Source organism: Pseudomonas putida, assembly GCF_026625125.1.
GTDB lineage: Bacteria > Pseudomonadota > Gammaproteobacteria > Pseudomonadales > Pseudomonadaceae > Aquipseudomonas > Aquipseudomonas putida_X.
This window is the reverse complement of record NZ_CP113097.1, coordinates 4,944,255-4,970,321: the sequence shown is the minus strand read 5'-3', so window position 1 is coordinate 4,970,321 and position 26,067 is coordinate 4,944,255. Positions and strand designations below refer to the sequence as shown.

The 26,067-nt window shown below is 63.5% G+C and carries 22 protein-coding genes and 1 pseudogene; 15 read left to right on the top strand and 8 right to left on the bottom strand.

Going from position 1 to position 26,067, the window contains the following annotated elements:
- Nucleotides 1–90 precede the first annotated feature (90 nt).
- From OSW16_RS22835 to OSW16_RS22815, 5 genes are all read left to right on the top strand, one after another.
- The gene (locus OSW16_RS22835) at nt 91–2,808 is read left to right on the top strand and encodes a LuxR C-terminal-related transcriptional regulator (protein WP_267818710.1); all 2,718 of its coding nucleotides are present in this window, start codon (nt 91–93) and stop codon (nt 2,806–2,808) included.
- Nucleotides 2,809–2,967: 159 nt separating this feature from the next.
- A complete protein-coding gene (locus OSW16_RS22830; protein WP_241806349.1) occupies nt 2,968–4,575 on the top strand; it encodes a tetratricopeptide repeat-containing response regulator in 1,608 nt (535 codons plus the stop codon).
- Nucleotides 4,572–5,264, top strand: a complete 693-nt coding sequence (locus tag OSW16_RS22825) for a sensor histidine kinase (RefSeq protein WP_267818707.1) — start codon at nt 4,572–4,574, stop codon at nt 5,262–5,264. The genes OSW16_RS22830 and OSW16_RS22825 overlap by 4 nt, the downstream gene beginning before the upstream one ends.
- Nucleotides 5,265–5,380: 116 nt before the next feature.
- Complete coding sequence (locus OSW16_RS22820) at nt 5,381–6,025, top strand: MBL fold metallo-hydrolase (protein ID WP_267818705.1); 645 nt, start codon at nt 5,381–5,383, stop codon at nt 6,023–6,025.
- Nucleotides 6,026–6,134: 109 nt separating this feature from the next.
- Nucleotides 6,135–6,857 (top strand): OmpA family protein, encoded by a 723-nt coding sequence (locus OSW16_RS22815; RefSeq protein WP_241806352.1) that lies wholly within the window; start codon nt 6,135–6,137, stop codon nt 6,855–6,857.
- Nucleotides 6,858–7,084: 227 nt separating this feature from the next.
- Here the strand turns inward: OSW16_RS22815 and pta are convergent, their stop codons facing one another.
- Both pta and OSW16_RS22805 read right to left on the bottom strand, forming a co-directional pair.
- Nucleotides 7,085–9,172, bottom strand: coding sequence for a phosphate acetyltransferase (gene pta / locus OSW16_RS22810; RefSeq protein WP_267818702.1), 2,088 nt, complete (start codon nt 9,170–9,172; stop codon nt 7,085–7,087).
- Between the two features lie 31 nt (nt 9,173–9,203).
- A complete protein-coding gene (locus OSW16_RS22805; RefSeq protein ID WP_241806354.1) occupies nt 9,204–9,506 on the bottom strand; it encodes a DUF3565 domain-containing protein in 303 nt (100 codons plus the stop codon).
- On the opposite strand from OSW16_RS22805, the gene OSW16_RS22800 reads away from it, so the two are divergent.
- From OSW16_RS22800 to OSW16_RS22790, 3 genes are all read left to right on the top strand, one after another.
- Nucleotides 9,505–9,990 carry an FKBP-type peptidyl-prolyl cis-trans isomerase gene (locus OSW16_RS22800; RefSeq protein WP_267818700.1) on the top strand — a complete coding sequence of 162 codons (486 nt, stop codon included), beginning with the start codon at nt 9,505–9,507 and terminating at the stop codon, nt 9,988–9,990. The genes OSW16_RS22805 and OSW16_RS22800 overlap by 2 nt on opposite strands.
- Before the next feature lie 142 nt (nt 9,991–10,132).
- Complete coding sequence (locus OSW16_RS22795; protein ID WP_046784531.1) at nt 10,133–10,615, top strand: glutathione peroxidase; 483 nt, start codon at nt 10,133–10,135, stop codon at nt 10,613–10,615.
- A gap of 124 nt (nt 10,616–10,739) precedes the next feature.
- Nucleotides 10,740–11,843 carry an NADH:flavin oxidoreductase gene (locus OSW16_RS22790; RefSeq protein ID WP_267818697.1) on the top strand — a complete coding sequence of 368 codons (1,104 nt, stop codon included), beginning with the start codon at nt 10,740–10,742 and terminating at the stop codon, nt 11,841–11,843.
- On the opposite strand, the gene OSW16_RS22785 is transcribed toward OSW16_RS22790, so the two are convergent.
- Nucleotides 11,812–13,026, bottom strand: coding sequence for a glycosyltransferase family 4 protein (locus OSW16_RS22785; protein ID WP_267818696.1), 1,215 nt, complete (start codon nt 13,024–13,026; stop codon nt 11,812–11,814). The two genes, OSW16_RS22790 and OSW16_RS22785, sit on opposite strands and share 32 nt — an antisense overlap.
- 174 nt (nt 13,027–13,200) lie before the next feature.
- On the opposite strand from OSW16_RS22785, the gene OSW16_RS26970 reads away from it, so the two are divergent.
- Entirely contained in the window at nt 13,201–14,517 is a 1,317-nt protein-coding gene (locus tag OSW16_RS26970) for a PAS domain-containing methyl-accepting chemotaxis protein (RefSeq protein WP_324288793.1), read from the top strand.
- Between the two features lie 64 nt (nt 14,518–14,581).
- Here OSW16_RS26970 and OSW16_RS22770 read toward each other — a convergent pair whose 3' ends face one another.
- Complete coding sequence (locus OSW16_RS22770; RefSeq protein WP_267818694.1) at nt 14,582–14,959, bottom strand: hypothetical protein; 378 nt, start codon at nt 14,957–14,959, stop codon at nt 14,582–14,584.
- A gap of 92 nt (nt 14,960–15,051) precedes the next feature.
- Entirely contained in the window at nt 15,052–15,777 is a 726-nt protein-coding gene (gene cysZ / locus OSW16_RS22765; protein WP_241806360.1) for a sulfate transporter CysZ, read from the bottom strand.
- Nucleotides 15,778–16,107: 330 nt separating this feature from the next.
- Between cysZ and trxB the strand changes: the two genes are divergently transcribed.
- A complete protein-coding gene (gene trxB / locus OSW16_RS22760; RefSeq protein ID WP_003247318.1) occupies nt 16,108–17,070 on the top strand; it encodes a thioredoxin-disulfide reductase in 963 nt (320 codons plus the stop codon).
- A gap of 201 nt (nt 17,071–17,271) precedes the next feature.
- On the opposite strand, the gene nadC is transcribed toward trxB, so the two are convergent.
- Complete coding sequence (gene nadC / locus OSW16_RS22755; RefSeq protein WP_267818691.1) at nt 17,272–18,120, bottom strand: carboxylating nicotinate-nucleotide diphosphorylase; 849 nt, start codon at nt 18,118–18,120, stop codon at nt 17,272–17,274.
- 242 nt (nt 18,121–18,362) lie between these two features.
- Here nadC and OSW16_RS22750 point away from each other — a divergent pair, with 242 nt between their 5' ends.
- The 5 genes and pseudogenes from OSW16_RS22750 (at nt 18,363) to OSW16_RS27205 (ending at nt 24,128) form a co-directional block, all read left to right on the top strand.
- On the top strand, nt 18,363–20,528 hold the full coding sequence (locus OSW16_RS22750; protein WP_267818689.1) for a DUF1631 domain-containing protein: 2,166 nt from the start codon (nt 18,363–18,365) through the stop codon (nt 20,526–20,528).
- Between the two features lie 85 nt (nt 20,529–20,613).
- Entirely contained in the window at nt 20,614–21,186 is a 573-nt protein-coding gene (gene ampD / locus OSW16_RS22745) for a 1,6-anhydro-N-acetylmuramyl-L-alanine amidase AmpD (RefSeq protein WP_267818687.1), read from the top strand.
- Complete coding sequence (ampE, locus tag OSW16_RS22740) at nt 21,183–22,013, top strand: regulatory signaling modulator protein AmpE (RefSeq protein ID WP_267818685.1); 831 nt, start codon at nt 21,183–21,185, stop codon at nt 22,011–22,013. Before ampD ends, ampE begins: the two co-directional genes overlap by 4 nt.
- Nucleotides 22,014–22,148: 135 nt before the next feature.
- Nucleotides 22,149–23,222: pseudogene (locus OSW16_RS27210) on the top strand (methyl-accepting chemotaxis protein); the annotation flags it as partial.
- Nucleotides 23,199–24,128 carry a methyl-accepting chemotaxis protein gene (locus OSW16_RS27205; protein ID WP_372490507.1) on the top strand — a complete coding sequence of 310 codons (930 nt, stop codon included), beginning with the start codon at nt 23,199–23,201 and terminating at the stop codon, nt 24,126–24,128. The pseudogene OSW16_RS27210 and the gene OSW16_RS27205, both read left to right, overlap by 24 nt.
- A gap of 39 nt (nt 24,129–24,167) precedes the next feature.
- On the opposite strand, the gene OSW16_RS22730 is transcribed toward OSW16_RS27205, so the two are convergent.
- Together OSW16_RS22730 and cra are read right to left on the bottom strand one after the other, a co-directional pair.
- Complete coding sequence (locus OSW16_RS22730; protein WP_241806366.1) at nt 24,168–24,944, bottom strand: TatD family hydrolase; 777 nt, start codon at nt 24,942–24,944, stop codon at nt 24,168–24,170.
- A 2-nt stretch (nt 24,945–24,946) separates the two neighbouring features.
- On the bottom strand, nt 24,947–25,942 hold the full coding sequence (gene cra / locus OSW16_RS22725) for a catabolite repressor/activator (RefSeq protein WP_241806367.1): 996 nt from the start codon (nt 25,940–25,942) through the stop codon (nt 24,947–24,949).
- Nucleotides 25,943–26,067: the final 125 nt, after the last annotated feature.

Here is a 26,067-nt window from a genome sequence, read left to right as displayed (position 1 = left end):
TTGCGCCCATCATCTTCAAATGCTCCGCATTACCCGCTAGTCTCGGAACAATCCGTACTGCCGTAGTCTTCCAATCAGAACGAGCCGGCCATGACTGATTTGTCCCGTACGCATGGAGTCGCCAGCCAGGCCGTGGGCCTGCTGGACGGGCGTTTCTTCCGGCCGCCGCTGCCGCACGGCCACGTGCCGCGTGCGCGCCTGTGCCAGCGCTTGCAGGCTGGTCTCGGCGGCCGTTTGTTGCTGGTCAATGCACCAGCAGGCTTTGGCAAGAGCTCCTTGGCCATGGAATTCTGCGAGGCGCTGCCCGACCATTGGCGCAGTCTCTGGCTGGGGCTGAGCCAGCGCGATGCCGACCCGGGCCGTTTTCTCGAACGCTTGCTAGAGGGCCTGCAGCAGTACTGCCCGGCGTTGGGCGGCCAGGCCATGGGCCTGCTGAAAATGCGCCAGCGCCACCAACCCTTCGCCTTCGAGGAATGGATCGACGGCCTGCTCGACGAGTTGGCGATGTACCTGCACGCCGACACACCGCTGCTGCTGGTACTGGACGACTATCACCTGGCCCAAGGGCCAGTGCTCGATCGCTGCCTGCAGTTTTTTCTCAACCACTTGCCAGGTGGCCTGGTATTACTGGTCACCAGCCGCCAGCGGCCAGACTGGCACCTGGCGCGGCTGCGGCTCTCGCGGCAATTGGTCGAGATCAACGAGCAGGAGCTGCGCCTGACGCCCGACGAGGCCCTGGCCGTTATCGGTCGCCAGCCTACAGGCCTGCGCGGCCAGGCCTTGGACAACCTGATCCAGCGCAGCGACGGCTGGGTTGCCGGATTGCGGTTCTGGCAACTGGCAGCCAGCGAGTCCGGCGACGAGCATGCGCTGCCCCAGGCTCTGCACGGCGGCGAAGGGCTGATCCGCGATTATCTGCTGGAAGAAGTCATCGAAATCCTGCCGGAAGACGTGCAGGCGTTTCTGTTCGACACGGCGTGCCAGGAGCGCTTTTGCGCGGCGTTGTGCGATGCCCTGCGCGAGCGCGACGACAGCGCGGCCATCCTGCATTACCTGCAGGCGCACCAGGTTTTTCTGGTGCCGCTGGACGAGCATGGCCTCTGGTATCGCTACCATCACCTGTTCTCCGACCTGTTACGCAGCCGCCAGTCCAACGAACCGCAGGCGCACCTGCACCTGCGTGCCTGCCGTTGGTTCCAGGCTCAGGGGCTGCTTGACGAAGCGGTGGAGCAAGCCCTGCGGGCTGGCCATCTGGACGTTGCCGCTGACCTGGTGCAGAGCCTGTCGGAGGAGCAACTGCTGGCCGAGCAGAACGTCGGCATGCTGCTGCGCTGGAAGATGGACTTGCCCGACAGCCTGCTGATCAGTACGCCCCGGCTGATCGTGCTGTACAGCTGGGCGCTGGGCCTGGCGTGCCAGTTGGACGCCGCCGAAGAGCTGGCAAGCTACCTCAGCCGCTTTTTGCCAGCGCCTTCAGCCACCGCGCAACGCTCCATGCTGGCCCAGTGGCTGGCCTTGAGCGGGGTGATCGCACGTGGCCGCGGTGATCGCGAACGCACCCTGGCCTATTGTGGTGAGGCGCTGCAAAGCCTGCCTTGCAAACGTTACGGGCAGCGTCTGGTGTGCCTGTCGACGCTGTCCAACCTGGCCATTGCCGATGGCGACTTCTGGCGAGCGCGTGGTTGGAACCGCGAGGCGCTGGAGCTGGCCCAGCGGGTTGGCAACCCTTTGTTCGAAGCCTTGGCGCACTATGACCGTGCCCGGGTGCTGCATGCCAGGGGCGAGGCACTGCGCGCGCTGGATGAAGTACGGCAAGGGCTGCAACGCCTTCAGGGCCTCTCGGCGCAGCGGCTGTATGCCGTGCGCGCGCGGCTGACGTTGTACGAGGGTTACCTGCTGGTGACGCGCCTGCAACCTGCGCAAGGGCGTGCGCGCTTGCGTGCGGGGCTGGGCGAGGCGCGCGCCTGCCGCGACATCAGCGTGCTGATAGGCCACTGCGTGATCGCAACCCTCGACGGCCGTGAAGGGCGCTACGCCGACGCCTTCGCCGAGTTGGCCGAAGCCGAGAGGCTGATGCATATCTGGGATGTGCCGCCGATCTTCTACCTGGCCATGATCACGCTGGTGAAGTGCGAGTTGTGGCTGGCGCAGGGGCGTATCGACCTGGCCGAGTCCTGGCTGCTGCGCCTGGGCCAGACGTACGGTGGCGAACAGCCGGCGGCGGCGCCGGAGTTCCACCCGTTGTTACCGCTGCACATCGAGCTGCAGCAGGCCTTGCTCGAACGCATCCAAGGCCGCAGTGAGGATGCCGCTGGGCGCCTGCGCGGCCTGGTCGAGCGCGGGCAGGTCAGCGGCGGCATGATGCTGACCCTCAGCGCGCTGTGCCAATGGATCGCCTTGTCGTTGGAGCAGGGGGCCGAGGCGCAGGCTGCCGAGCGTTTGCCCGTGGCCCTGGCAGCAGCCCAAGGCGGGGTGATGCAGCCGTTTCAGTGGTTGATCGAGCAGCATCCGCTGTGGCTTCGCGAGCAACTGCTCGCACGGCCCGCCTGCAAGGTTCAGGTGGAGCTGCTGGCTCGTCTGCCCGAGCTGGCGGCGCCGAGTAGCGGCACGTGCGAGGCGCTGAGTGGTCGTGAGCTGGCAGTGCTGGAGTTGATCGCCCAAGGCTGCTCGAACCAGCAGATCAGCGAGCGCCTGTTCATCTCCTTGCACACGGTCAAGACCCACGCCAGCCATATCAACAGCAAACTCGGGGTAGAGCGGCGTACCCAGGCGGTGGCACGGGCCAAGTCGTTGGGCCTGCTGGCCTGACGCCGGCCGTTGACAGCCTGGCCGGATAAACGACCGCCCAGGCCAGCCTCTGGCTGCTGCACGGCCTGCCCTCATCTTTTGCGCCTGCCTGCCGATACACGTTTCGGCGGTATGCATCGCCGCACGCCACCCTCCCATCATCCAATACAGGTCGTGTTGATGCTGCAGTACGGGCAAAAGAGCTTTCTGATCGTCGATGACTTCACCGACTTTCGCACGTCGACGCGCTCCATGCTGCGCGAGCTGGGCGTGCGTGACGTCGACACTGCCGACAGCGGTGAGCAGGCCCTGCGCATGTGCGGGCAAAAGCGCTATGACTACATTCTTCAGGATTTCCACCTTGGGGATGGCAAGAAGAACGGCCAGCAAGTGCTGGAGGACATGATCCTCGACAAGCTGATCAGCCATGAGTGCGTGTTCATCATGGTGACCGCCGAGAGTAGCCAGGCCATCGTGCTCAGCGCCCTGGAGCACGAGCCCGATGCCTACCTGACCAAACCGTTCAACCGGGTAGGCCTGGCTCAGCGCCTGGACAAGCTGACGCAGCGCAAGACCTTGCTCAAGCCGATCCTGCAGGCCCTGGACCGTGGCCGCCCGGCCGAAGTGCTGGCAGCGTGCGCCGAGTTGTGCAAGAAGGACCCGCGTTTCGCGCCCCTGTGCCTGCGTTACCGGGCTGATGCTTTGCGCGATCTGAACCGCTTCGACGAGCTGGAAAAATTCCTCAAGGGCATTCTCGCCAGCCGTCCGCAGCCGTGGGTGTATGCGGCATTGGGCAGCCTGATGCACAAGCGTGGCCAGCATGCCCAGGCCCAGGGCGTTTATGAGCAGGCGCTCAAGGCCTTCCCGATCATGCCCGGGCTTTACGACGGCATGGCGGATGTTCTGGTGGCCCAAGGCGAGACCAAGCGCGCGCAGAACATGCTTGAAGAAGCCGTGCGCCTGTCGCCCCTGGCAGTACGCCGCCAGGCCGCGCTGGGCAAACTGGCGCTGGACAACGAAGACTTCGAAAGCGCCTCGAAGGCGTTTCGCCATGCGGTGAACCAAGGCCAGAGCTCGCGCTACAAGGATGCAGAAAGCAACCTTGGGCTGGTGCAGGCATTGATGAACAAGAACGCCGGCTTCGGCCTGGATGCACGTACCCGGGTCGAGATCAACACCGTGCTCAGCGAGGTGGCCAAGGACAACGTCGAGGATCAGGGCCTGCAAGTGCGTGCGCGCTTGATGAAGGCTGCCAGCCTGCAGCAGGCCGGTGATGCAGAGACCGCCGCCAAGCTGACCGAGCAGGCCCTGCAGCGGCTGGACAAGATGGACCAGTTCTTCTCGGTCGAAGCCGCCCTCACCGTGGCCAAACAGCTGCAGGCGCTGGGCCAGGAAGACGCCGGCGGTACGATCCTCAAGGGCTGTGTGGAAACCTACGGCGATGACCCCAAGGTCATGCAGAGTGTGGCCAAGCTGACGGATGACCCCACTGTGCTCGGGGCGGTTACCGAAGCGGTGGACCTCAACCGCCAGGGTGTACGCAGCTATCAGGCCGGGCAGCTCAATGAAGCCCTGCAGATGTTCCGCAAGGCCCTGTCACTGCAACCGAAGAACATCAGCATCGCCCTGAACACTGCCCAGGCGCTGTTGCGCATCGGTGGCGAAGCCACACCGCCGGCAATCATGCAGGAGTGTCGCAATTGCCTGACCAGCGTCGCGGGTATCCCTGCCAGCGACAGCCGGTATGACCGTTACCGCAAACTGCACATCAAGGTGTTCGGCGCATGAGCCAGGACAATCAGGGGCTGGATTTTTCCACGGTGATCGCCTCCACCGTGCACGACCTGAAAAACTCGTTGTCTGCGCTGATCCAGTCCCACGACCAGTGGCTGGCGCGCCTGCCCGAGGAGCTGCGCGGGGGAACCGAGCAGGGCGTGATCGAGCACGAATTCCGCCACCTCAATGGCATGCTGGTACAAATGCTGGGCTTGTACAAACTGGGCGTCAACCAGCTGCCGGTGTGCCCGGACTATCACGAGCTGGACGACTTCATCGAAGCGCAGCTGGCGGCTCATCAGCAAGTGCTGGAGCACAACGATATTCTCGCCACCTGGCGCATCGACAGCGAAAATCCGCTGGGTTTCTTCGACCGGGAACTGGTCGCTTCGGTGATTGCCAATGTGATCACCAATGCCACTCGCTATGCTGGCCATGCGCTATTGATCAGCATCGCGGAAGAAAACGAGCAATTGGTGATCAGCGTCAACGATGACGGCCCTGGCTATCCGGCCCGCATGCTTGAGCGGCAGCAGGATTATGTACAGGGCATCGATGCTCGAAGCGGCAGTACCGGGCTAGGCCTGTATTTCGCCGCGCGCATCGCTGCGCTGCATGAGCGCGATGGCGTGCGGGGGCGGATCGAGATCGCCAATGGTGGCGCGCTTGGCGGGGGCTTGTTCAGGTTGTATCTGCCTTAGGCGCGATTTCACAGGCCCTGAAGATTTCCAGGCAGGCGTTCGATCCTCGACAAAACCGCATAATTGCCTCTCTGGGGCGGGCAACGATAACATCCAGGCAGTCGTCAGGAGCCCCCATGAACACTGCCCCAACTACCCTCATCCGCGAAACCTTCCCCGTCGGGCCATTGCAGTGCAATTGCACCCTGATCGGCGATCCGCTGACCAAAAAGGCCATCGTCGTCGACCCCGGTGGTGACCCGGAGAAGATCCTCGCCCGCCTGCAGGCCCACGGCCTGACCCTGGTGAGCATCATCCACACCCATGCGCACTTCGATCATTTCCTCGCCTCGGGCAAGCTCAAGGAGCTGACCGGTGCCTCCTTGCACCTGCACAAGGACGACCAAGTGCTGTGGGACAACCTGGAGATGCAGTGCCAGATGTTCGGTGTCCCTTATACCCCGGTGCCCTCGCCAGACCGCTGGCTGGGTGACGATGAAGCGCTGGCCTGCGGCTGTGGCGTGGCGTTGCACACGCCCGGGCATACGCCGGGTTCGATGAGTTTCTGGTTCGCTGACGCCAAGCTGTTGGTGGCCGGGGACACCCTGTTCCGGCGTGGCATCGGCCGTACCGATTTGTGGGGCGGCGATCAGCGGGCTATCGTTCGCTCGATCAAGGAGCGGCTGTATCGTCTGGATGAAGATGCAATCGTGGTCACCGGCCACGGCCCTGATACCCGGCTGGGTGACGAGATGCGTGAGAACCCGTTCGTGCGGGCCTGAGCCAGCATGAACAGTTCGTCATGGAATTTTTTTGCCCAGGCGCGATCCAAGGCTGGCATAGATGCATTCACGATGTGCCGCACACACGAATTATTGTAGGAGCTTGTCCATGTTCACCATGCGTCGCCTGATTATCGTCGCAACCGCTGCAGCCCTGATGACCGGCTGTGCCGGCCAGAACCCCTACGACAGCCAAGGTCAGGCGCAAGGTGGTTCGACCGGGATGAGCAAGACCGCCAAGTACGGCGGCCTGGGCGCGCTGGCCGGCGCCATCGCCGGTGCCGCCATCGACCATGACAACCGTGGCAAGGGCGCGCTGATCGGCGCCGCTGCGGTAGGTGCTGCCGCCGCGGGTTACGGTTACTACGCTGACAAGCAAGAAGCCGAACTGCGTGCGCAGATGGCCAACACCGGCGTCGAAGTGCAGCGCCAGGGCGATCAGATCAAGCTGATCATGCCGGGCAACATCACGTTCGCCACCGATTCGGCGAACATCGCACCAAGCTTCTACTCGCCGCTGAACAACCTGGCTACCTCGTTCAAGCAGTTCAACCAGAACACCATCGAAGTGGTTGGTTTCACTGACAGCACCGGCAGTCGCCAGCACAACATGGACCTGTCGCAGCGCCGTGCCCAGGCAGTGAGCACCTATCTGACCTCGCAAGGCGTGGACGCATCGCGCGTGTCGGTGCGTGGCATGGGCCCGGACCAGCCGATCGCGAGCAACGCCGATGCCAATGGCCGTGCGCAGAACCGCCGCGTCGAGGTCAACCTCAAGCCTATCCCTGGCCAACAGTACGATCAGCAGGGGCAGGTGCAGCAGTACCCTTGAACCAGCAGGGCCGCTGTGCGGCCCAATCGCCGGCAAGCCGGCTCCCACCGGGATCGCAAGCGCCACGGACCCGTGTGGCCGGCTTGCCGGCGATTGGGCTGCAGAGCAGCCCAGGCTAGCGCCATCAGTACTGCGTTGCACCGCCTCCCACAGTCCAATCTGAATGCGCCACGGACCCGTGTGGGAGCCGGCTTGCCGGCGATTGGGCTGCAAAGCAGCCCCCGGTTTCAACGCACCACGCTGGCCTGAATGGCTGTCAGCGCGATCGTGTGCACGATATCGTCCACCTGAGCGCCCCGCGGCAGGTCGTTCACCGGTTTGCGCAGCCCTTGCAGCATTGGCCCCAGGCTAACGCCATCGGTACTGCGTTGCACCGCCTTGTGGGTGGTGTTACCAGTGTTCAGGTCTGGGAACACGAACACGGTGGCGCGCCCTGCCACTTGGCTGTTCGGCGCCAACTGGCGGGCGATGGCCGGGTTGGCGGCAGCGTCGTACTGCAGCGGGCCGTCGATCACAAGGCCCCGCTCGGCCTCTTGTGCCAGGCGCGTTGCTTCGCGCACCTTCTCGACTTCCTCGTCGCTCGCCGAGTCACTTGAATAGCTGATCATCGCCACCCGTGGCGCAATGCCGAAGGCTTGCGCCGATTCAGCGCTCTGCCGCGCGATTTCAGCTAGCTCGCTGGCGCTGGGGTGCGGGTTCATCACGCAGTCGCCGTACACCAGTACCTGCTCGGGGAACAGCATGAAAAAGACCGAAGACACCAGGCTGGCCCCGGGTGCGGTCTTGATCAGCTGCAGGGCAGGGCGGATGGTGTTGGCGGTGGAATGCACCAGGCCGGACACCAGGCCGTCGACCTCCTCCAGCGCAAGCATCATGGTGCCGATCACCACCGGGTCTTCCAGCTGTTGCTCAGCCATCGGCGCATTGAGGTTCTTGCTTTTGCGCAGGTCGACCATCGGCTCGACATAGCGCCCGCGAACCAACTCAGGGTCAAGGATTTCCAGGTCCGCGGGCAGTGTGATCCCCTGCGCACGGGCCACCGCTTCGACGTCCTCGGGCTTGGCCAGCAGCACGCAGCGGGCGATGCCCCGCGCCTGGCAGATCGCAGCGGCCTGTACCAACAAGGGTTCGGCGCCTTCGGGCAGGACAATACGTTTGTTGGCCTGCTGCGCCCGCTGTATCAGCTGGTAGCGGAACACTGCAGGTGACAGGCGCAGCTCACGTGGAGTACCACAGCGCTGGTGCAGCCAGGCAGCGTCGAGGTGGCTGGCGACGAAATCGGTGATGAACTCGGCGCGCTCACGGTCGTCCACCGGGATCTCGCGGTTGAGCGAGTTGAGCTGGTTGGCCGTGTCGTACGAACCGGTGCTGACCGAGAGGATCGGCAAGCCAGCCTGCAGCGCGCCGCGGCACAGGCCGAGGATGCGTGCATCGGGCTTGCTGTCGCTGGTCAGCAGCAGGCCGGCCAGGGGCACGCCGTTGATCGCGGCCAGGCTCACCGCCAGAATGATGTCGTCGCGGTCGCCCGGGGTCACCACCAGGGTGCCTGGCGTAAGCAACGGCACGGTATTGGCCACGGTGCGTGCACAGATGATGATCTTGTTCATGCGCCGTTGCTCGTAGTCACCGGCATTGATCACCTGGGCGCCAAGCAGGTCGGCCACATCACGGGTGCGCGGGGCGTTGAGTTCGGGTTGGTAGGGGATGCAGCCGAGCAGCCTGAAATCGTTGCCGCGCAGCAGCGGCGAGTGCTCGCGCAGGCGTGCGGCGAACTCGGCCATGCTTTCGTCGGTGCGGACCTTGTTGAGGATCACCCCGAGCACTTTCGGGTCGCGCGGGCCACCGAACAGTTGGGCCTGCAACTCGACCCGCCCGGACAGTTCGCTGAGCACTTCGTTTTCTGGCGCCGACACCAGGATCACTTCGGCATCCAGGCTCTTGGCAAGGTGCAGGTTGACCCGTGCTGCGTAGCTGGCGTGGCGGGTCGGCACCATGCCTTCGACCACCACCACGTCGTTGCCCACGCAAGCCTGCTGGTAAAGGCGGATGATTTCTTCGAGCAGCTCGTCGAGCTGGCCATCGCCGAGCATACGCTCGACCTGAGCGAGGCTCAGCGGCATTGGCGGCTTGATACCGTGGGTGCGTGCGACCAGTTCGCTGGAGCGTTCCGGGCCGGTATCCCCAGGGTGGGGCTGGGCGATCGGCTTGAAAAAACCGACCTTGAGCCCGGCGCGTTCCAACGTGCGCACCAGGCCGAGGCTGATGGATGTCAGGCCGACACCAAAGTCGGTCGGCGCAATGAAAAATGTCTGCATGCGTGCTTCTCGGAATAAGCGTTGCAAGGAATCAACGGCCAAGGGTATCGCTATCGGCCTCTTGTGCACACCAGCCACAGGCGAAAGCCTGGCCAATGCGCAGTGCACGTTGCTGGGGGTCGAGCACCCACGGGCGTGCCTGCCACGGTGGCTGATGGCGCAGGTGCTGGGTGTGGCCGCAGGACAGCTCGACCACCCAGTGGCCTTCGTGGTCCTGGTGAAAGCCCATGATCCGACTGATGGATCTCCCAGCCGCCGCGCTGCGTTCGCAATCGGGCGATGCGTTGGTTACACTTGTGCGCTCTACATTCTTTTGCAAAAGGTCTTGCCCCATGCTGATCGCCGCCAACAAGGCAGTCTCCATCGACTATACCCTGACCAACGACGCCGGGGAGACCATCGACAGCTCCGCCGGTGGCGCGCCGCTGGTCTACCTGCACGGCCACTCCAACATCATCCCGGGCCTGGAAAAAGCCCTGGAAGGCAAACAGGCTGGCGACGAACTGAACGTCAGCGTCGAGCCTGAAGACGCTTACGGCGAATACCTGGCCGAACTGGTCAGCACCCTGAACCGCAGCATGTTCGAAGGTGTCGACCAAGTGGAAGTGGGCATGCAGTTCCATGCCTCGGCACCGGACGGCCAGATGCAGATCGTCACCATCCGTGACGTGGACGGCGACGACGTGACTGTCGACGGCAACCACCCGCTGGCCGGCCAGCGTCTGAACTTCCAGGTCAAGGTCGTCAACGTGCGTGATGCCAGCGAAGAAGAAATCGCTCACCGTCACGTCCACGGTGAAGGTGGCCATCACCACTGATTTTCTGCGCTAAGCTCAGAAAGTCGCCAGGCGCTCGGACAAGCCGACATACCTCCCCGCGAGGTGCACGGCTTGGATGAGCGCCTTTTTAGTGGGCGCTGTTCGCCCCAGCGGCAACCGGGAACCTGAGAGGGGATTCATCATGAGTGCATTTCACGACCTGACGTTAAAGGCGCTTAACGGCCAGGACCTGCCTTTGGCACCGTTCAAGGGCCAGGTAGTGCTGGTGGTCAATGTCGCCTCCAAGTGTGGCCTGACGCCGCAATACGCTTCGCTGGAAAAGCTGCAGCAGCAGTTCAAGGGTAAGGGCTTCAACGTGCTTGGCTTGCCCTGTAACCAGTTCGCCGGCCAGGAGCCGGGCAGCGAGAAGGAAATCCAGGAGTTCTGCAGCCTCAACTATGGCGTGAGCTTCCCGTTGGGGGCCAAGCTCGAGGTCAACGGGCCGCAGCGTCATTCGCTGTACCGCCTGCTGGCGGGTGAGGGCGCGGAGTTTCCTGGCGATATCAGCTGGAACTTCGAAAAGTTTCTGGTGGGCAAGGACGGGCGGGTGTTGGCGCGTTTCGCACCGCGTACGGCGCCGGATGATCCGACCGTGGTGCAAGCCATCGAGAAAGCGTTGGGCTGACGATCCCTGGGGCCGCTTCGCGCCCCCAGCGATACCGCAGAATCACCCCGATCAATAATGCTGGGCCATGCCTTCCACTGGCCCTAACCTCAGGCGTATTTCCTCACCCAGACGGAAGCGCCCAATGTCCACCAACCCCCTGTTCCAGCCATTCACCCTCGGCGCGCTCCAGTTGCCGACCCGTGTCGTGATGGCGCCGATGACCCGTACCTTCTGCCCTGGCGGCGTACCGCACGACGGCGTGGTCGAGTACTACCGCCGTCGCGCCGCTGCAGGTGTGGGCCTGATCATCACTGAAGGCACCACGGTCGAACACAAGGCTGCCAACGGTTATGCCCATGTCCCGCGTTTTCATGGCGAAGATGCCTTGGCCGGTTGGGCGCGCGTAGTCGATGCTGTCCATGCCGAAGGTGGGCGTATCGTGCCGCAGTTGTGGCATGTGGGTGCGGTTCGCCGCCTGGGCACCGAGCCGGACCCGGAAGTGCCGGGCTATGGGCCAAGCGAAAAGGCCAAGGATGGCCAGGTGCTGGTGCATGGCATGACACACGATGATATCCGTGAGGTGATCGCCGCGTTCGCCGCTGCAGCACGCGATGCCCAGGCCATCGGCATGGACGGCGTGGAAATCCATGGCGCCCACGGCTATCTGATCGACCAGTTCTTCTGGGCAGCCAGCAACCGCCGCGAGGATGAGTACGGCGGCGACCTGGCCGGCCGCTCGCGCTTTGCCATCGAGCTGATCCAGGCCGTGCGGGCAGCTGTGGGCCCTGACTTCCCGATCATCTTCCGCTTCTCGCAATGGAAGCAGCAGGATTACAGCGCCCGCCTGGTTGAAACACCTGAGGCCCTGGCCGCGTTCCTCAAGCCCCTGTCCGACGCGGGTGTGGATATCTTTCATTGTTCGACGCGACGGTTCTGGGAGCCGGAGTTCGAAGGTTCCGAGCTGAACCTCGCCGGTTGGACGCGCAAGCTGACTGGCAAACCGACCATTACCGTGGGTAGCGTCGGGCTCGACGGCGAGTTCCTGCAGTTCATGGTCGATACCGACAAGGTGGCCAAGCCTGCGAGCCTCGAAGGTTTGCTGCGCCGCCTGGGTGATGAGGAATTTGACCTGGTGGCCGTAGGCCGGGCTTTGCTGGTGGATGCCGAATGGGCGCAGAAGGTTCGCGAAGGCCGCGAAGCACAGGTGCTGCCGTTCAGCCGCGAGGCGCTGGCGACCCTGGCTTGACCGCCAGGGCGGTGCCTGCGGGCTCGCTACCCGCGCGCGCTAGCAGGCAAGCGTTGTACAGGTGCGTCTCGAATTGCTCGACGATCGCCGGCCAGCCTTGGCGGCTGGCGTGCTGGCGGGCATTCAGACGGACCCGGCGCAGGGTTTCGCTTTCTTCGAGCAGCCAGCAGGCGGCATCGATGAACGCCACCTGATCCCCGGGCATGGCCAGGGCGCCACTGTGCCCCTGGCGGATATGCTGGGCGGCGGCGGCTTCATCATAGGCCACCACCGCCAGCCCCGAGGCCATGGCTTCGAGCACTACATTGCCAAAAGTCTCGGTCAGGCTGGGGAACAGAAACAGGTCGCCGCTGGCATAGTGCTCGGCCAGTGATTCACCCCGCTGGGCGCCACAGAACACGGCATCGGGCAACTGCTGTTCGAGCGCCGCGCGCTGCGGGCCGTCACCGACCACGATCAGGCGCAGCCGCTTGTGTGGATAAGTCTTCTTCAGGGCGTCCATACAGGGGCGTAGCAGGCCCAGATTCTTTTCTGCCGCCAGGCGCCCAACGTGCAGTACGGCGATGTCTTCAGGGCCCAACTCCCAGGTATCACGCATCGGCTGACTGCGCCTGGTCGGGTTGAACAGGCAGGCGTCCACCCCACGGGCCATCAACGCCAGGCGTTCGAAGCCACGCCGCTCCAGTTCCAGTTTCTGGCTGGCGCTGGGTACCAAGGTGGCACCGGTGCGTCGGTGGAACCAACGCAAGTAATGGGTGAGCAGCCGCGCCAGCAGGCCAAGGCCATACCGGCCGCAATACTGCGGGAAATTGGTATGGAAACCGCTGACCACCGGGACGCCCAAGCGCCGGGCCGCCCGTAATGCGCTGAGCCCCAGAGGCCCTTGCGTGGCAATGTACAGCACATCCGGGCGCTGCCGGCGCCAGCGCCGCAATAGCGTGTGCATCGACACTTCGCCCCATTGCAGCCCCGGGTATCCCGGCAGGCCCCAGCCGCGGCACAGCAACAGGTGCTGATCGTCGCCTGCAGGCAATTCGCCGGCCTGGCGTGGCCGTACGATCTCGACCTGGTGGCCACGCTGTCGCAGGCCATCGCCAAGTTGGCCAAGGGTATTGGCCACGCCGTTGATTTCGGGTGGGAAGGTTTCGCTGACGAGGGTGATGCGCAGGGCTGGTGTGTTCATGAAAAAAGTTTCCGCTCGCCGCGTTGCGCCCATGTGACAGCCTTGTGACGCGCCCGTGACGCCTGATCGCCGGCCGTTTCAGTGGGATGAATATTTCCTTGAGCAGCACTCAAGAGCCCTGATAGGCAGCCGATGAAGATGCATCTGATCAGGTGACGCGCTCCGGGAGCGGTGATGTTCAACAGCAAGCTCAAAAAAGAAATCCAGCAACTGCGCGAGGAGCTTCATTCCATCGAGCAGATCAAGAACAGCCTGGACAGCGAAATGCTGGTGCTCCAGCTCGACCCACAAGGGCGTATCGAGCTGGTTAACGGCAACTTCGAGAAAGAGATGCTGTACCGTAGCGAGCAACTGATCGGGCGCAGTATCGAAGAAATCGTGCCGGAACATGTGAAGAAGCTCGACCTCTACCAGCGCATGAAAAGCGCTATCCACCGCGGCGAACACCTCAATGGGGCCTTCCGCTTGCTGCGTGGCAACGGCGAAGAAGCCTGGCTGCGCTCGATCCTGCAACCGGTCAAGGGCAGTGATGGGCGCATCAGGCATTTCTCCATGCACTCCAGCGACCTGACCCGCACCATCGAGACCTCGCGCGAACACGAAAGCCTCATCAAGGCATTGATGCGCTCCACTGCGGTGATCGAATTCAATCTTGACGGCCTGGTGCTGACTGCCAATGACCGCTTTCTGCAAACGGTGGGCTACAGCCTGGAGCAGGTTCGCGGCAAGCATCACCGCATGTTCTGCGAGCCGGAAGAAGCCAACTCGGCGGGCTATCAGGCGTTCTGGGACAAGCTGCGCCGCGGTGAGTACGTGGCCGACCGCTTCAAGCGGATCGATGCCCATGGCCGTACCGTGTGGCTGGAGGCTTCCTACAACCCGATCATCGATGCTCATGATGTGCTGTACAAGGTAGTGAAGTTCGCCACCGTGATCACCGACCAGGTCAATCAGGAGCAAGCCGTGGCGCAGGCAGCGGACATCGCCTACACCACCTCGCTCGAAACCGACAGCAGCGCGCGCAAGGCTACCGATGTGGTGACCCAGACCGTCGAGGTGATGCGCGGCTTGGAGGGCTCGATGCAGGACGCCGCGGAAGGTATCCAGGCGTTGGACAAGCAGTCCAAGGTGATCGGCGCGATCATCAAGACCATCAGCGATATTGCCGGCCAGACCAACCTGCTGGCGCTCAACGCCGCCATCGAGGCCGCGCGTGCCGGGGAGCAGGGGCGTGGCTTCGCGGTGGTCGCCGACGAAGTGCGCCAGTTGGCTTCACGTACGAGTACCGCTACTGAAGAGATCGCCAAGGTCGTGCAGCAGAATGAGCAATTGGCCCAGGCGGCGGTGGACATCATCGATACCAGCAAGCGCCAGGCCGAACAGGGGCTTGCGCTGGCGGCGGATACCGGAGGCGTGATCGTCGAAATTCAGGAGGGGGCGAAGAAAGTGGTGGATGCGGTGGGGCAGTTTTCCAGCCAGCTGAGCCATTGAGACGGTTGCCGCATGACAACGCCAAATACCCGGAGCAGATAGGCGCCGGGTACGCCGTCATGGGTCAGGCAGTCAGTTGCTCGTAGACGTCACTGGCAATGGTAGCGAAGGTTTCGATACTGGCGTACTTGCCATCGATGCGGTGCTCGTCAGCGAACGAATGCGCGACACCGAAGACGCCGCTGGTCTCACCCCTGATGACCGGATGCTCATTGTTTTGCACAGCCTCGACCAGCAGGATTACCAGCGAGGCGCTGTGAGTCACCACCTGCTCATTTGGGGCATTGACGCTGTTGACGAACAGCGCGGAGGCCGGAAAATCGATGCCTTGGGCCTGCAACGCTTCATTTAGCCGCCAGTTGGCCTTGTGCTTGAGAATCTCGAAGCCTTGCAGGTGCTCAGGAATGCCAGACAGGTCCAAATAGTCTTTATCATCGTTCATAGTGTTCAACTCCTGATTATCGGGCTGCGAAGGTGCGGCCCGATAATCAGTAGACAATGGCGGGTAATGCGGCTAGCCGTACATATGTCTCGCTAGCGCTCTCTCACCCAGAACAGCGTCGCCCCGGCCACCGCAGCCGGCATCATCAGCACGTTTACGCCTGGTATAAGCAACGCCAGGTACGTGATGCCACCGAAGCCCATCGACTGCCAGCGCTTCTCGCGCAACCAGGCCAGCATGTCCTGCCAGCTCATCTTGTTGTTGTCCGCCGGGTAGTCGATGTACTGGATGGCCATCATCCACACACCGAAGATCAGCCACAGCGGCGCGGCGATCACGTTGACCACCGGGATGAACGAGAGGATGAACAGCGCGATGGCCCGTGGCAGAAAGTAACCGAGCTTGCGCATTTCGCGGCCGAAGGTGCGTGGCACCATCGCCACCAGTTCGCCCCAGCTGAAGGCTGGGAAGTTATCCTCGCCACGCACCACCACCTCGACCTTTTCGGCCAGAAAACCATTGAAAGGCGCGGCGATGATGTTGGCCACCAGGGTGAAGGTGAAGAACACCATCAGCACCAGCAAGGCGACGAAAAGCGGCCAGAGGATGTAGCTGAGAAAGCTCAGCCAGTCGGGCAGGGTTGGCAACAGGGCATCGAGCCAAAGGCCGAACTGGTGGCCGGCGAAGTAGATCATGCCGCCGAACAGCAGCAGGTTGATCGCCAACGGCAGCAGCACGAACAACCGCAGATTGGGGCTGAGCACCAGTTTCAGGCCTTCGCGCAGGTACTGGGGGCCGGAGAGGACAGGGGCTTGCATCGAGACGCTCCGCAGAGAAGGGAAAACGCGCTGACCTTACCGGCTTTGCCGCGCCGACGAAAGGCGGGCAGCGTGCGGGAAACTGCCTGTAACAAAAGCGCCAGGGCCTTTTTCGTAGGTGAAATTGACGTATAGAGGGTGCCTATGAGGTGGATTGTCGAAGGATATTTCCTTAATCTCTGCCACCTCGCTACAGTGCGCTCAACTTTCAGGTTTCGGACCTGCGCGTTGTAGCCTTCCCCAAGTGCTGCGTGGGTCCTTTTTAATTTCCAGCTGGCGCAGCCGGTATACCGATGCCGGCCCCTGAGGCCCGCTCGACAGGAGTTCGACATGTCTGAAGTACGTCATTCGCGCGTCATCATCCTCGGTTCCGGCCCTGCCGGTTACAGTGCGGCGGTGTACGCCGCCCGCGCCAACCTCAAGCCGCTGCTGATCACCGGCATGCAGGCTGGCGGCCAACTGACCACCACTACCGAAGTCGACAACTGGCCAGGCGACCCCCATGGCCTGACCGGCCCGGCGCTGATGCAGCGCATGCAGGAACACGCCGAGCGTTTCGAGACCGAGATCGTCTTCGACCACATCAACGCCGTGGACCTGGCCAACAAGCCCTTCACCCTGCAGGGTGACAGCGGCAAGTACACCTGCGACGCGCTGATCATCGCCACGGGTGCCAGCGCGCGCTACCTGGGCCTGCCGTCGGAAGAAACCTTCATGGGCAAGGGTGTTTCGGCTTGCGCTACCTGCGACGGCTTCTTCTACCGCAACAAGCCGGTGGCAGTGGTTGGCGGTGGTAACACCGCCGTGGAAGAGGCGTTGTACCTGGCCAACATCGCCAGCAAGGTAACCCTGGTGCACCGCCGCGAAACGTTCCGCGCCGAAAAGATCCTGGTCGACAAGCTCAACGCCCGCGTCGCCGAAGGCAAGATCGAGCTCAAGCTCAACGCTACCTTGGATGAAGTGCTGGGTGACAACATGGGCGTGACCGGTGCGCGCTTGAAGAACAACGATGGCAGCAGCGACGAAATCAAGGTCGACGGCGTGTTCATCGCTATCGGTCACACGCCGAACACCTCGCTGTTCGAAGGCCAGCTCACCCTGAAGGACGGCTACCTGGTGGTCAATGGCGGCCGTGAAGGCAACGCTACCGCCACCAATGTCGAAGGTGTGTTTGCCGCAGGCGACGTGGCTGACCACGTTTACCGCCAGGCGATCACCTCTGCTGGTGCCGGCTGCATGGCGGCGCTGGATGTCGAGCGTTACCTGGACGGCCTGGCCAACGCCTCGTTCTGATCTGTTGCCGGTTTTTAGCGTTTCAGGGCTGCTACGCAGCCCATCGCCGGCAAGCCGGCTCCCACAGGGACCGCGCAGGCCGTAAGCTTTGCGCTATACCGGTGGGAGCCGGCTTGCCGGCGATGGGCCGCACAGCGGCCCCAGATCCGAAGACACCGCGCCATCTGGCCGGTGTTTTCTTTAGTACCGCTACAGTCCCCTTCAGAGGCTCAGGCGCATCGACAGGTCGACAGCCTTCACATCCTTGGTCATCGCACCAATGGAGATGTAGTCCACCCCAGTCTCGGCAATCACCCGCAGGGTGCTTTCAGTCACCCCGCCACTGGCCTCCAGCTTGGCTTTGCCAGCGGTAATGCGTACCGCTTCGCCCATTTCGTCCAGGCTCAGCTCATCGAGCATGATGATGTCAGCACCGGCGCTCAACGCCTGGCGCAGTTCATCCAGGCTTTCCACTTCGATTTCCACCGGCTTGCCCGGCGCAATGCGGTGGGCTGCCGCTACTGCCTCGGGCACACCGCCGCTGGCGGCAATATGGTTTTCCTTGATCAGGAACGCATCGAACAGGCCGATGCGGTGGTTGTGGCAGCCGCCGCAGGTCACCGCATATTTTTGCGCCAGGCGCAGGCCGGGCAGGGTCTTGCGGGTGTCGAGCAGTTGCACCTGGGTGCCTTCGACCAGGTCGGCGAGCGCACGGGCCCGCGTGGCCACGCCCGACAGCATCTGCAGGAAGTTCAGCGCACTTCGCTCGCCGCTGAGCAGTGAACGTGCCGGGCCTTCGAGGTGGAACAGCGCCTGGTTGGCCGTGGCACGGTCACCATCGGCCACCTGCCAGTGCACCGCAACACGCGGATCGAGTTGACGGAACACGGCATCGACCCAGGCGGTGCCGGCAATCACGCAATCTTCGCGGGTGATGATGGTGGCCTTGGCCAGGCGCTCGGCCGGAATCAGCTGCGCGGTGATGTCGCCGCTGCCGATGTCCTCCAGCAGCGCGCGGCGCACGTTGGCTTCGATCTCGGCGGTCAGGTCGGCAAGGCGTAGGTTCGGCATGGTCGGCTCCACAAGCAAGTTGCCGGCGATTATAGGGCAGGGGGCCGCTGTTTACAGCCGCCTTGCAGCTGACCTTTGGTCAGGCCAAGTGAGCATTTGGCAAAAAATACAGTCATTTACCGGCGAGTGAAGCGGCGCTGGCAGGGATCGGCTTTTTTACCGATAATAGCGCCCAGTATTTGGCGTCATAGCTTTGACGATTTTCATATTTATCGAACACGTCGCCCAGCAAGGAGTTCGGGATGCATAAAGAAGGCAAGGTGGTGCCCTTGGCGGCCGCCATCGATCGAGGTGCGCGCACGCCCTTGCCTTGTCTGCCGATGCTGTTGCTGCAGGTGCGCGACAAGGCGGCGCTGCAATTGCGCCAAGGCTTGCAGGCCTTGTTCGACAACGCTGACGATACCCTCTTCGAAATGGCCGAGAAGGCTGCCGACCGTTTCGATCAGAACCTCTACTTCGAAGCCATGCGCGACCTGCGCCTCAAGCGCAAGAGCATCGAGCGCGGCTTTCTCGACACCTTCTACGAGACTTTCGCCCGCCTCGGGCAGCCCGAGCCGCTGGGTTTTGCAGCCGTTGCCGATCACCCGCGGAACAAGGCTCAGCAGGAGCGGGCCGCGACCATCGACAACATGGTCGCGCAGGTGCTGTCGCGTGACGGGCTTGCCCTGGATCAGTTGAGCCTGCGTTTGCAGGCCCTGCTCGACTGTACCCTGGACGCGCAAAAGAACCCGCTCGCACCTGGCGCATTATGTGGCTACTTCCTCGAAGCCGGGCGTAATCTGGGTGTTGGCCTGCGGGTCAAACTGGTCTTGCTGAAGCTGTTCGAACGCTATGTGCTGCGTGATACCGACGTGCTCTACGGCGAAGCCAACCAGTTGCTGGCCGCTGCCGGCGTGCTGGCTGAGCTGCCGCCTGCGCCGCGCCGGCGTGCCGAGGACCGTCGCCTGAGTTCGCGGCGGGCGCCTGCCAGCCTCAGGCCTGACGGGGCCATCGGCGCAGACAGTGCCGGGCAGGCTTTCTTCACCTCGTTGCAGGGGCTGCTGGCACCGGCGCGCGGGAGGATCGCGCCACGCTTGCAATCGATTGCCACCGCTCAGCCGATAAGCACTGCCGACCTGCTGCGCCTGCTCACGCACTTGCAGCACTACGTGCCGGCCACCATCGACGAAGACGATTTCGACCTTGGCCAGCAGCTCGAACAGTTGCTGTTGCGGGTCAGTGTGCGCAGTGGCACCCGCAGGCGCATTGCCACGGCCGACATAGACATGATCAACCTGGTCGGCCTGCTGTTCGATTACATCCAGGCCGATGACAACCTGCCGCAGAGCCTGCGGGCGCTGATTGCACGCCTGCATATCCCGATGCTCAAGGTGGCACTGCTCGACAAAGGGCTGTTCAGCCGCGCCAGCCACCCTGCCCGGCGCTTGCTCAATGAGATCGCTGCCGCCTCGATCGGCTGGGAGACCGGCAGCGAAGGCCTGCGTGACAGCCTGCACCTGCGGGTAGAGCGCGTCGTCCAGCGTCTGCTCAACGACTTCACCGAGGACGCGGCGGTGTTCGCCGAACTGCTGGAGGACTTCATGGCCTTCAGCCAGGATGAACGGCGGCGCAACGAACTGCTCGAGCAGCGCACCCGCGATGCCGAAGAAGGGCGTGCGCGGGCGGTGCAGGCTCGCCAGCAGGTGCAACAGGTACTCAATCAGCGCTTGCGCGGTAAGGTGCTGCCTCAAGCGGTCGTGCAGATGCTGGTGCACGCCTGGAGCCAGGTGCTGCTGCTGGCATGGCTCAAACAAGGTGAGGGCTCCTCGGCGTGGATCAACGCCCTTGCGACGATGGACACCTTGCTCGCCAGCATCCTGCCCCGGCGTGATCCGCAGGCCCTGCTGCAGCAAGTGCCCGGCCTGCTCAAGGCATTGCGCGAGGGGTTGGCCGGCGTGGCGCTGGACTCGCAGTCGACCCGCGACTTTTTCCAACAGCTCGAGCAATTGCACCTGCGTGCCTGCGCCGGGGCCGAACTGCCGCCTACCCCAGACGATCAGGCCCTGGCCGAAGTGCTGGTGGCTGAGGACATCGTGCTGGCAATGGCCGAAGAGCCCGCTTGTACGCCGCTGCACCCGCACGACGAGCACACCGCGCAGCTGCGTGCGGTACAGCGCCTGCGCATCGGCGCGTGGATAGAAGTGCTCGACGATGACGAGCCGTTGCGCTGCAAACTGGTGGCGCGTATCGACAGCAGTGACCGCCTGGTATTCGCCAACCGCACCGGCATGAAGGTACGCGAGTGGAACCTGCTGGGCCTCGCTCAAGCACTGCGCCTTGGTGAGGTGCGGCTACTGGACGACGGCCTGCTGTTCGAGCGGGCACTGGAGAGCGTGCTGGAAAGCTTGCGCCAGCAGCAGGTTCATTGACCTGCTGCTGCAGATTCACATGCAAAGCGCGATACTGGCAGGGCATACTGCGCCTCTGTACCTAGCGTTCTTCAGGAACTGCCCCATGCAATTGGACCGTGCCACCGGCTGGTTCCACGGAAACGGAATCACCCACTGCCCTTCGCCGAACTTCAACGCGCGACCCGAGGGCGAATCGATTTCCCTGCTGGTGATCCACAACATCAGCCTGCCGCCGGCCTGCTTCGGCAGCGGCAAAGTCCAACAGTTCTTCCAGAACCGCCTGGACCCCAACGAACATCCCTACTTTGCCAGCATCAGCCACCTGACCGTATCGGCGCACCTGTTCGTGGAGCGCGACGGTGCGGTGACCCAGTTCGTGTCGTTGCTGGACCGTGCCTGGCATGCGGGGGTGTCGTGTTTTGACGGCCGAGAAGGCTGTAACGACTTTTCCATCGGTATCGAGCTGGAAGGTACCGACGACCTGCCTTACAGCGATGCCCAGTACAGGGCGCTGGAGCAACTCACCCGGCAGATTCAGGCGGCCTGGCCAGCTATCGACCTGGGCCGGATCCGTGGCCATAGCGACATTGCCCCGCAGCGCAAGACCGATCCCGGCCCGGCATTCGACTGGCAGCGTTACCGCGCCGCCGTGCAGCACAACGAGGACAAGGCATGAGTTTTCTGGTGTTGATACTGGCGTTGTGGGTCGAGAAGTTCTCGGCGCTGCGCCATCAGGTACAGCGCGATGGCTTCTTCCTGGGCGAGCTGGTGCGCCTGGAACGCAGCGGGCGGGTGCATCCCTGGTGGAGCCTGGCCATCCTGGTGCTTGCACCCGTGGCGGTGCTGGTGTTGCTGCTGCACGTGCTCGACCCGGTGGCCTATGGGTTGCTGGCGCTGCCAGTGCACCTGCTGGTGCTGATCTACAGCCTGGGCCGCGGCGATGCCAAGGCTGCCTTGGGGCCGCTTCGCGATGCCTGGCGGCGCGGCGACGACCAGGCCGCGCTGCATGTGGCCGAGCGCGACCTGGGCCTGGAGGCTGATGAAGCCCAGGTGTTGCTGGTGCGCGTGCAAGGCTACCTGTTGTGGCAGGCCTATCAGAGTTTCTTCGCTGTGATCTTCTGGTACTTCGTGCTCGGCCCCGGGGCGGCGTTGGCCTATCGCTTGCTGGCGCTGACGGGCGATAACAGTAGCCAACCTGCGCTGAAGGCCCGTGCCGAGCAGCTGCGGCACATCATGGACTGGCTTCCAGTGCGCGTGCTGGCCCTGAGTTTTGCCCTGGTTGGCAATTTCGTCGCAGTGACCCGCGTGATGCTCCACGAACTGCTCAACTGGCATATCAGCGCCGGGCACCTGGTGGCCAGGGTCGGGCGGGTTGCCGATGACATTCCCGAGCAAGAGGACAGCCAGCCTGGTGTGGCCCGGCTCGATAGCCTGTGGGAGCTGCTGCTGCGCTGTGCGGTGCTGTGGTACGCGGGCTTTGCGCTGTGGACGGTGCTGGCCTGAGCGCCGGTTAACCTTAAGTTACAAACCTCCGGTTCGATCTGCGTTATACAGGTGGCCTAGTGCTACCCCTCGCAGAACAACAAGAATTCAAGGAGGTGCCCCGTGAAGCGTCTGCTCTACCCGGCAATCGCACTGATGAACCGGCTGAGCTTCGGCCAGAAGTTCAGCCTCATCAGCGCCCTGTTCTTCCTGCCCATGCTCGCCACCAGCAGCTACCTGGTGCGCGACGCCTATCAGCAGTTCCAGGCAACCCGTGCTCAATTGCAAGGCATCACCCCATTGAGTGGCAGCCTGGTATTGCGCGCCGACATGGAAACCCTCGGCAACCTCCTGCAGATCAATGCCGTGCTCGGGCAGTCGGGCCAGGCCGGCGACCTGGAGTCGCGCATCGCTGCCTTGCAGGACAAGGTCCAGGCACAGGTGCAGGCCCTGCAAGGCCATGAGTCGGTTCCTCAGGCAAAGCTCGACGAGCTGGCCGGCGCTTTTGCCAGTGCCCAGGCCGAAACCTCTCTGCAGGCCAAGGTCGCCCTCTTCGACAAGTTGCTGGGCCAAGTACAGGTGCTGAGCAAATTGGTGGCCAGCCAGTCCGGCCTGAGCCAGGACAGCCAGGTTTCGGTGCGCCAGTTGAGCGAATTGCTCGGCACCGCCACCGCACAGGTGACCCTGGCCCTGGGCGAGGGCAGGGCGATGGGCGCCATTGCGCTTGGCCGAGGGTTCATCGACTCGTCCGGCAGCGTGCGCTTCGAAGACTTGCTGCAGCGCCTGGAGCGTTTGGCGGCGGACTATGGCATGCGGGTGGATGAAGCCCTGGCCAGTGACCCCGGCGTCCCCGCGGCCATGAGCGCCGCTGCGCAGGCCAGCAAAGCTTCCGTCAAACAAGCCGCCGCGTTGTTCGAAGAGCGTGTGGTGGTCGCTGAAACCCTGGATGCGCCCTGGCTCCCCTTCTATCAACAGGTGAGTGAGCTGATGGCTCACACCTACCAACTGAACGAACAAGTGCTTGGGCATCTGCAGCTGCAGTTGCAGGAGCGTCTTGGCCAGCAGCGCCTGCGCATGGTCGCCCTGCTGGCGGTGCTGGCAGGCGTCTTCGCGCTGATCCTCTACCTCTACGGCGGCTTTTATGTGTCGACCCGCACGACGCTGCGCAAGCTGGGTGGCGCGATGGACAAGGTGGCGGCCGGTGACATGACGGTCAGTTTCAACGCCCACAGCCGCGATGAACTGGGCGAACTGGCGCAGGGCTTCAGCGAAACCGTGCGCCGGATCCGTTGCCTGATCGAGCAGGTTGGCCACACCGTTGTGGCGGTCGAAGCGCAGGCCGGGCAGGTATTGGCGGTATCGGCACGCAGCAGCCAGTCCGTCAGCGGCCAGCGTGAACAGATCGAGCAGGTGGCTACGGCGATGAACCAGATGAGCGCCACTGCCCAGGAGGTGGCGCGCAGTGCTGCCTTGGCCGCCGATGGTGCGCAGCAGGTCAATCACGAAAGTGCCAATGGCCGCACCTTGGTGCAAGAGCAGCAAGGCAGCATTGGCCGGCTGGCTGCCGAAATCGACCAGACCGTGTTGGCGATCAATCAGCTGGCTGACGACAGCCAGGCGATCAGCCAGGTCCTTGAAGTGATCCGCAGTATCGCTGAGCAGACCAACCTGCTGGCACTCAACGCTGCTATCGAGGCGGCTCGGGCCGGTGAGCAAGGGCGCGGGTTTGCCGTGGTCGCTGATGAAGTGCGTACCTTGGCCAAACGTACCCAGGACTCCACTGCGCAGATAGCGCAGATGATCCAGCGTTTGCAGGACGGTGTCGGGGCAGCGGTTCGCGCCATGGGCAGCAGCCATCAGATGGCTGCGGGCACGGTCGAGGAGGCACGCCAGGTGCAACAGGCGCTTGGCAACATCCTTGGCGCGGTGGGCGGCATCGTCGAGCAGAACCAGCAGATAGCGGCGGCGGTAGAGCAGCAGACGGCGGTGGCCCATGACATTGACCAGAACATCGTGGCGATCAACCAGGCGGCGCAGGACACCTCGTTGGGCGCTTGCCAGACCGAGGATGCCAGCCGGGCATTGTCGGAGCAGGTGGTGGAGTTGAAACGCTTGATCGGCGCGTTCAGGGTTTAGCCAGTGCCGGCCTGTGCACGGGCCAAGCCTGTGCCAGGACTACCAGCCAAACAACTCACAGGCATTTGTGCTGCTGGCCTCGGCCAGCAACTGCACATCAATGCCGATCACCTCGGCCAAAGCCTGGGCGATCTCTGGCAGATGCTCCGGGCTGTTTCGCTCACCGGCAAACATCGCCGGGGCCATGTCCGGGGCGTCGGTCTCCAGCACGATGCTCTCCAGCGGCAGGCGCGGCAGGGTCTTGCGCAAGCGCACAGCCTGCGGCCAGGTTGCGGCGCCACCCAGCCCCAGGCGGAAACCCAGCTTGATGTATTCGCGCGCTTCTTCGTAACTGCCGGCGAAGGCGTGGATGATCCCTGCCCGCGCCGGCTTGTAGCGCTTGAGCGTGGCGATCACCTGAGCATGGCTGCGGCGCACGTGGAGCAGGGCGGGCAGTTCGAAGTCACAGGCCATCTGCAATTGGGCTTCGAACAGCGCTTGCTGGCGCGCCTTGTCCAGCGTTTCGATGTAGTAGTCCAGGCCGAATTCGCCCACGGCGCATAGCCGCGGATCGCCATCCAGACGTTCAAGCCATTGACGCAACTGCACCAGGTGCTCGGGGCGATGCTGCTCCAGGTAGACCGGATGCAACCCAAGCGCTGCGCGCACGCGCTCATCGCTGCAGGCCAGGTCCCACACCCGCTGGAAATTGGCCTGATCAACCCCCAGCACGACCATGCGCTCCACCCCACGCCCCTGCGCACTGGCCAGCAAACGCGTGCGGTCGGCATCGAAGTCGGGGAAGTCAAGGTGGGTGTGCGTGTCGATCAGGCGCATGTTCAGGCCACAGTGATACGTTGCTTGAAGGTTCTGGCGACGGCATGCACGCCGGGTTCGTAGCGTTTGTCCTCGATGGCCGCCAAGGCAAGCTCCAGGGCGGTGGCGGCGATCAGGCCATGTTGCTGGGCCATGGCATTGACCGGCAGCGGCAGGAAATCGAGCAACTGGTTGTCACCGAAGGTGCCCAGGTGCAGCAGGCGCGAATCGGCCGGGCGCGCCTGCAGAGTGTCGAACACGCCTTGCAGCAGCACGTAGGACGTCGTGACCAAGGCATCCGGCAGGCCGCCCAGCTCGTCGATCAGCTGCTGCATCAAGCGCTGGCCGCATTCGCGGCTGAATGCCTCGCCCTGATAACGGCGCACGTCCCCGCTAAAACCCTGCATCGCTTCGTCGAAGCCGCCCGCACGGGCCTGGCTGACCGACAGCTCCGGGCGCGCGCCGATCAGCGCGATGCTGCGCGGTGCCGTGGCCAGCAGGCTATCGGCCAACTGGCGGCTGGCATCGCGATCATCGCTGATGACCGAACAGAAGTGTGCCGGGTTCAGGCGCCGGTCGATGGCGATCACCGGCAGGCCCTTGTCCTGCAGTTCACGGTAGCTGTCATCTTCCGGGGGCAGGCAACTGGCGACGAACAAGGCATCGCAACGCCGGGCACGGAACAGTTGCTGCAGTTGGCGCTCACTGTCGGGCCGGTCATCGCTGCTGGCGATCAGCAGTTGATAGCCACGGGCGCGGGCGCCTTGCTCCAGCTGCTTGGCAATGCGAGCGTAGCTGGGGTTTTCCAGGTCCGGCAGAATGAAGCCCAAGGTACGGGTGTGCCGGCTGCGCAGGCCCGCAGCCTGGGGGTTGGGCGTGAAGCCGTGGGCCTCGACCACCGCACGCACCCGCTCGACGGTGCTGTTGCTGATGCGCTGCTGTTCGGCCTTGCCATTGATGACGTAGCTGGCAGTGGTCACGGACACACCAGCCAGACGGGCGATATCGCTGAGTTTCACCGAATTTTCCTTGTTATTACCGGGGCGGGCTATACCACCAGACCGAGCAGTTTGACCCGGGCTGGTCGCCACGCGCAGACGACCATTGTCGCAATTGTCCGACAGGATGGGGCTTTTTCCCCGGA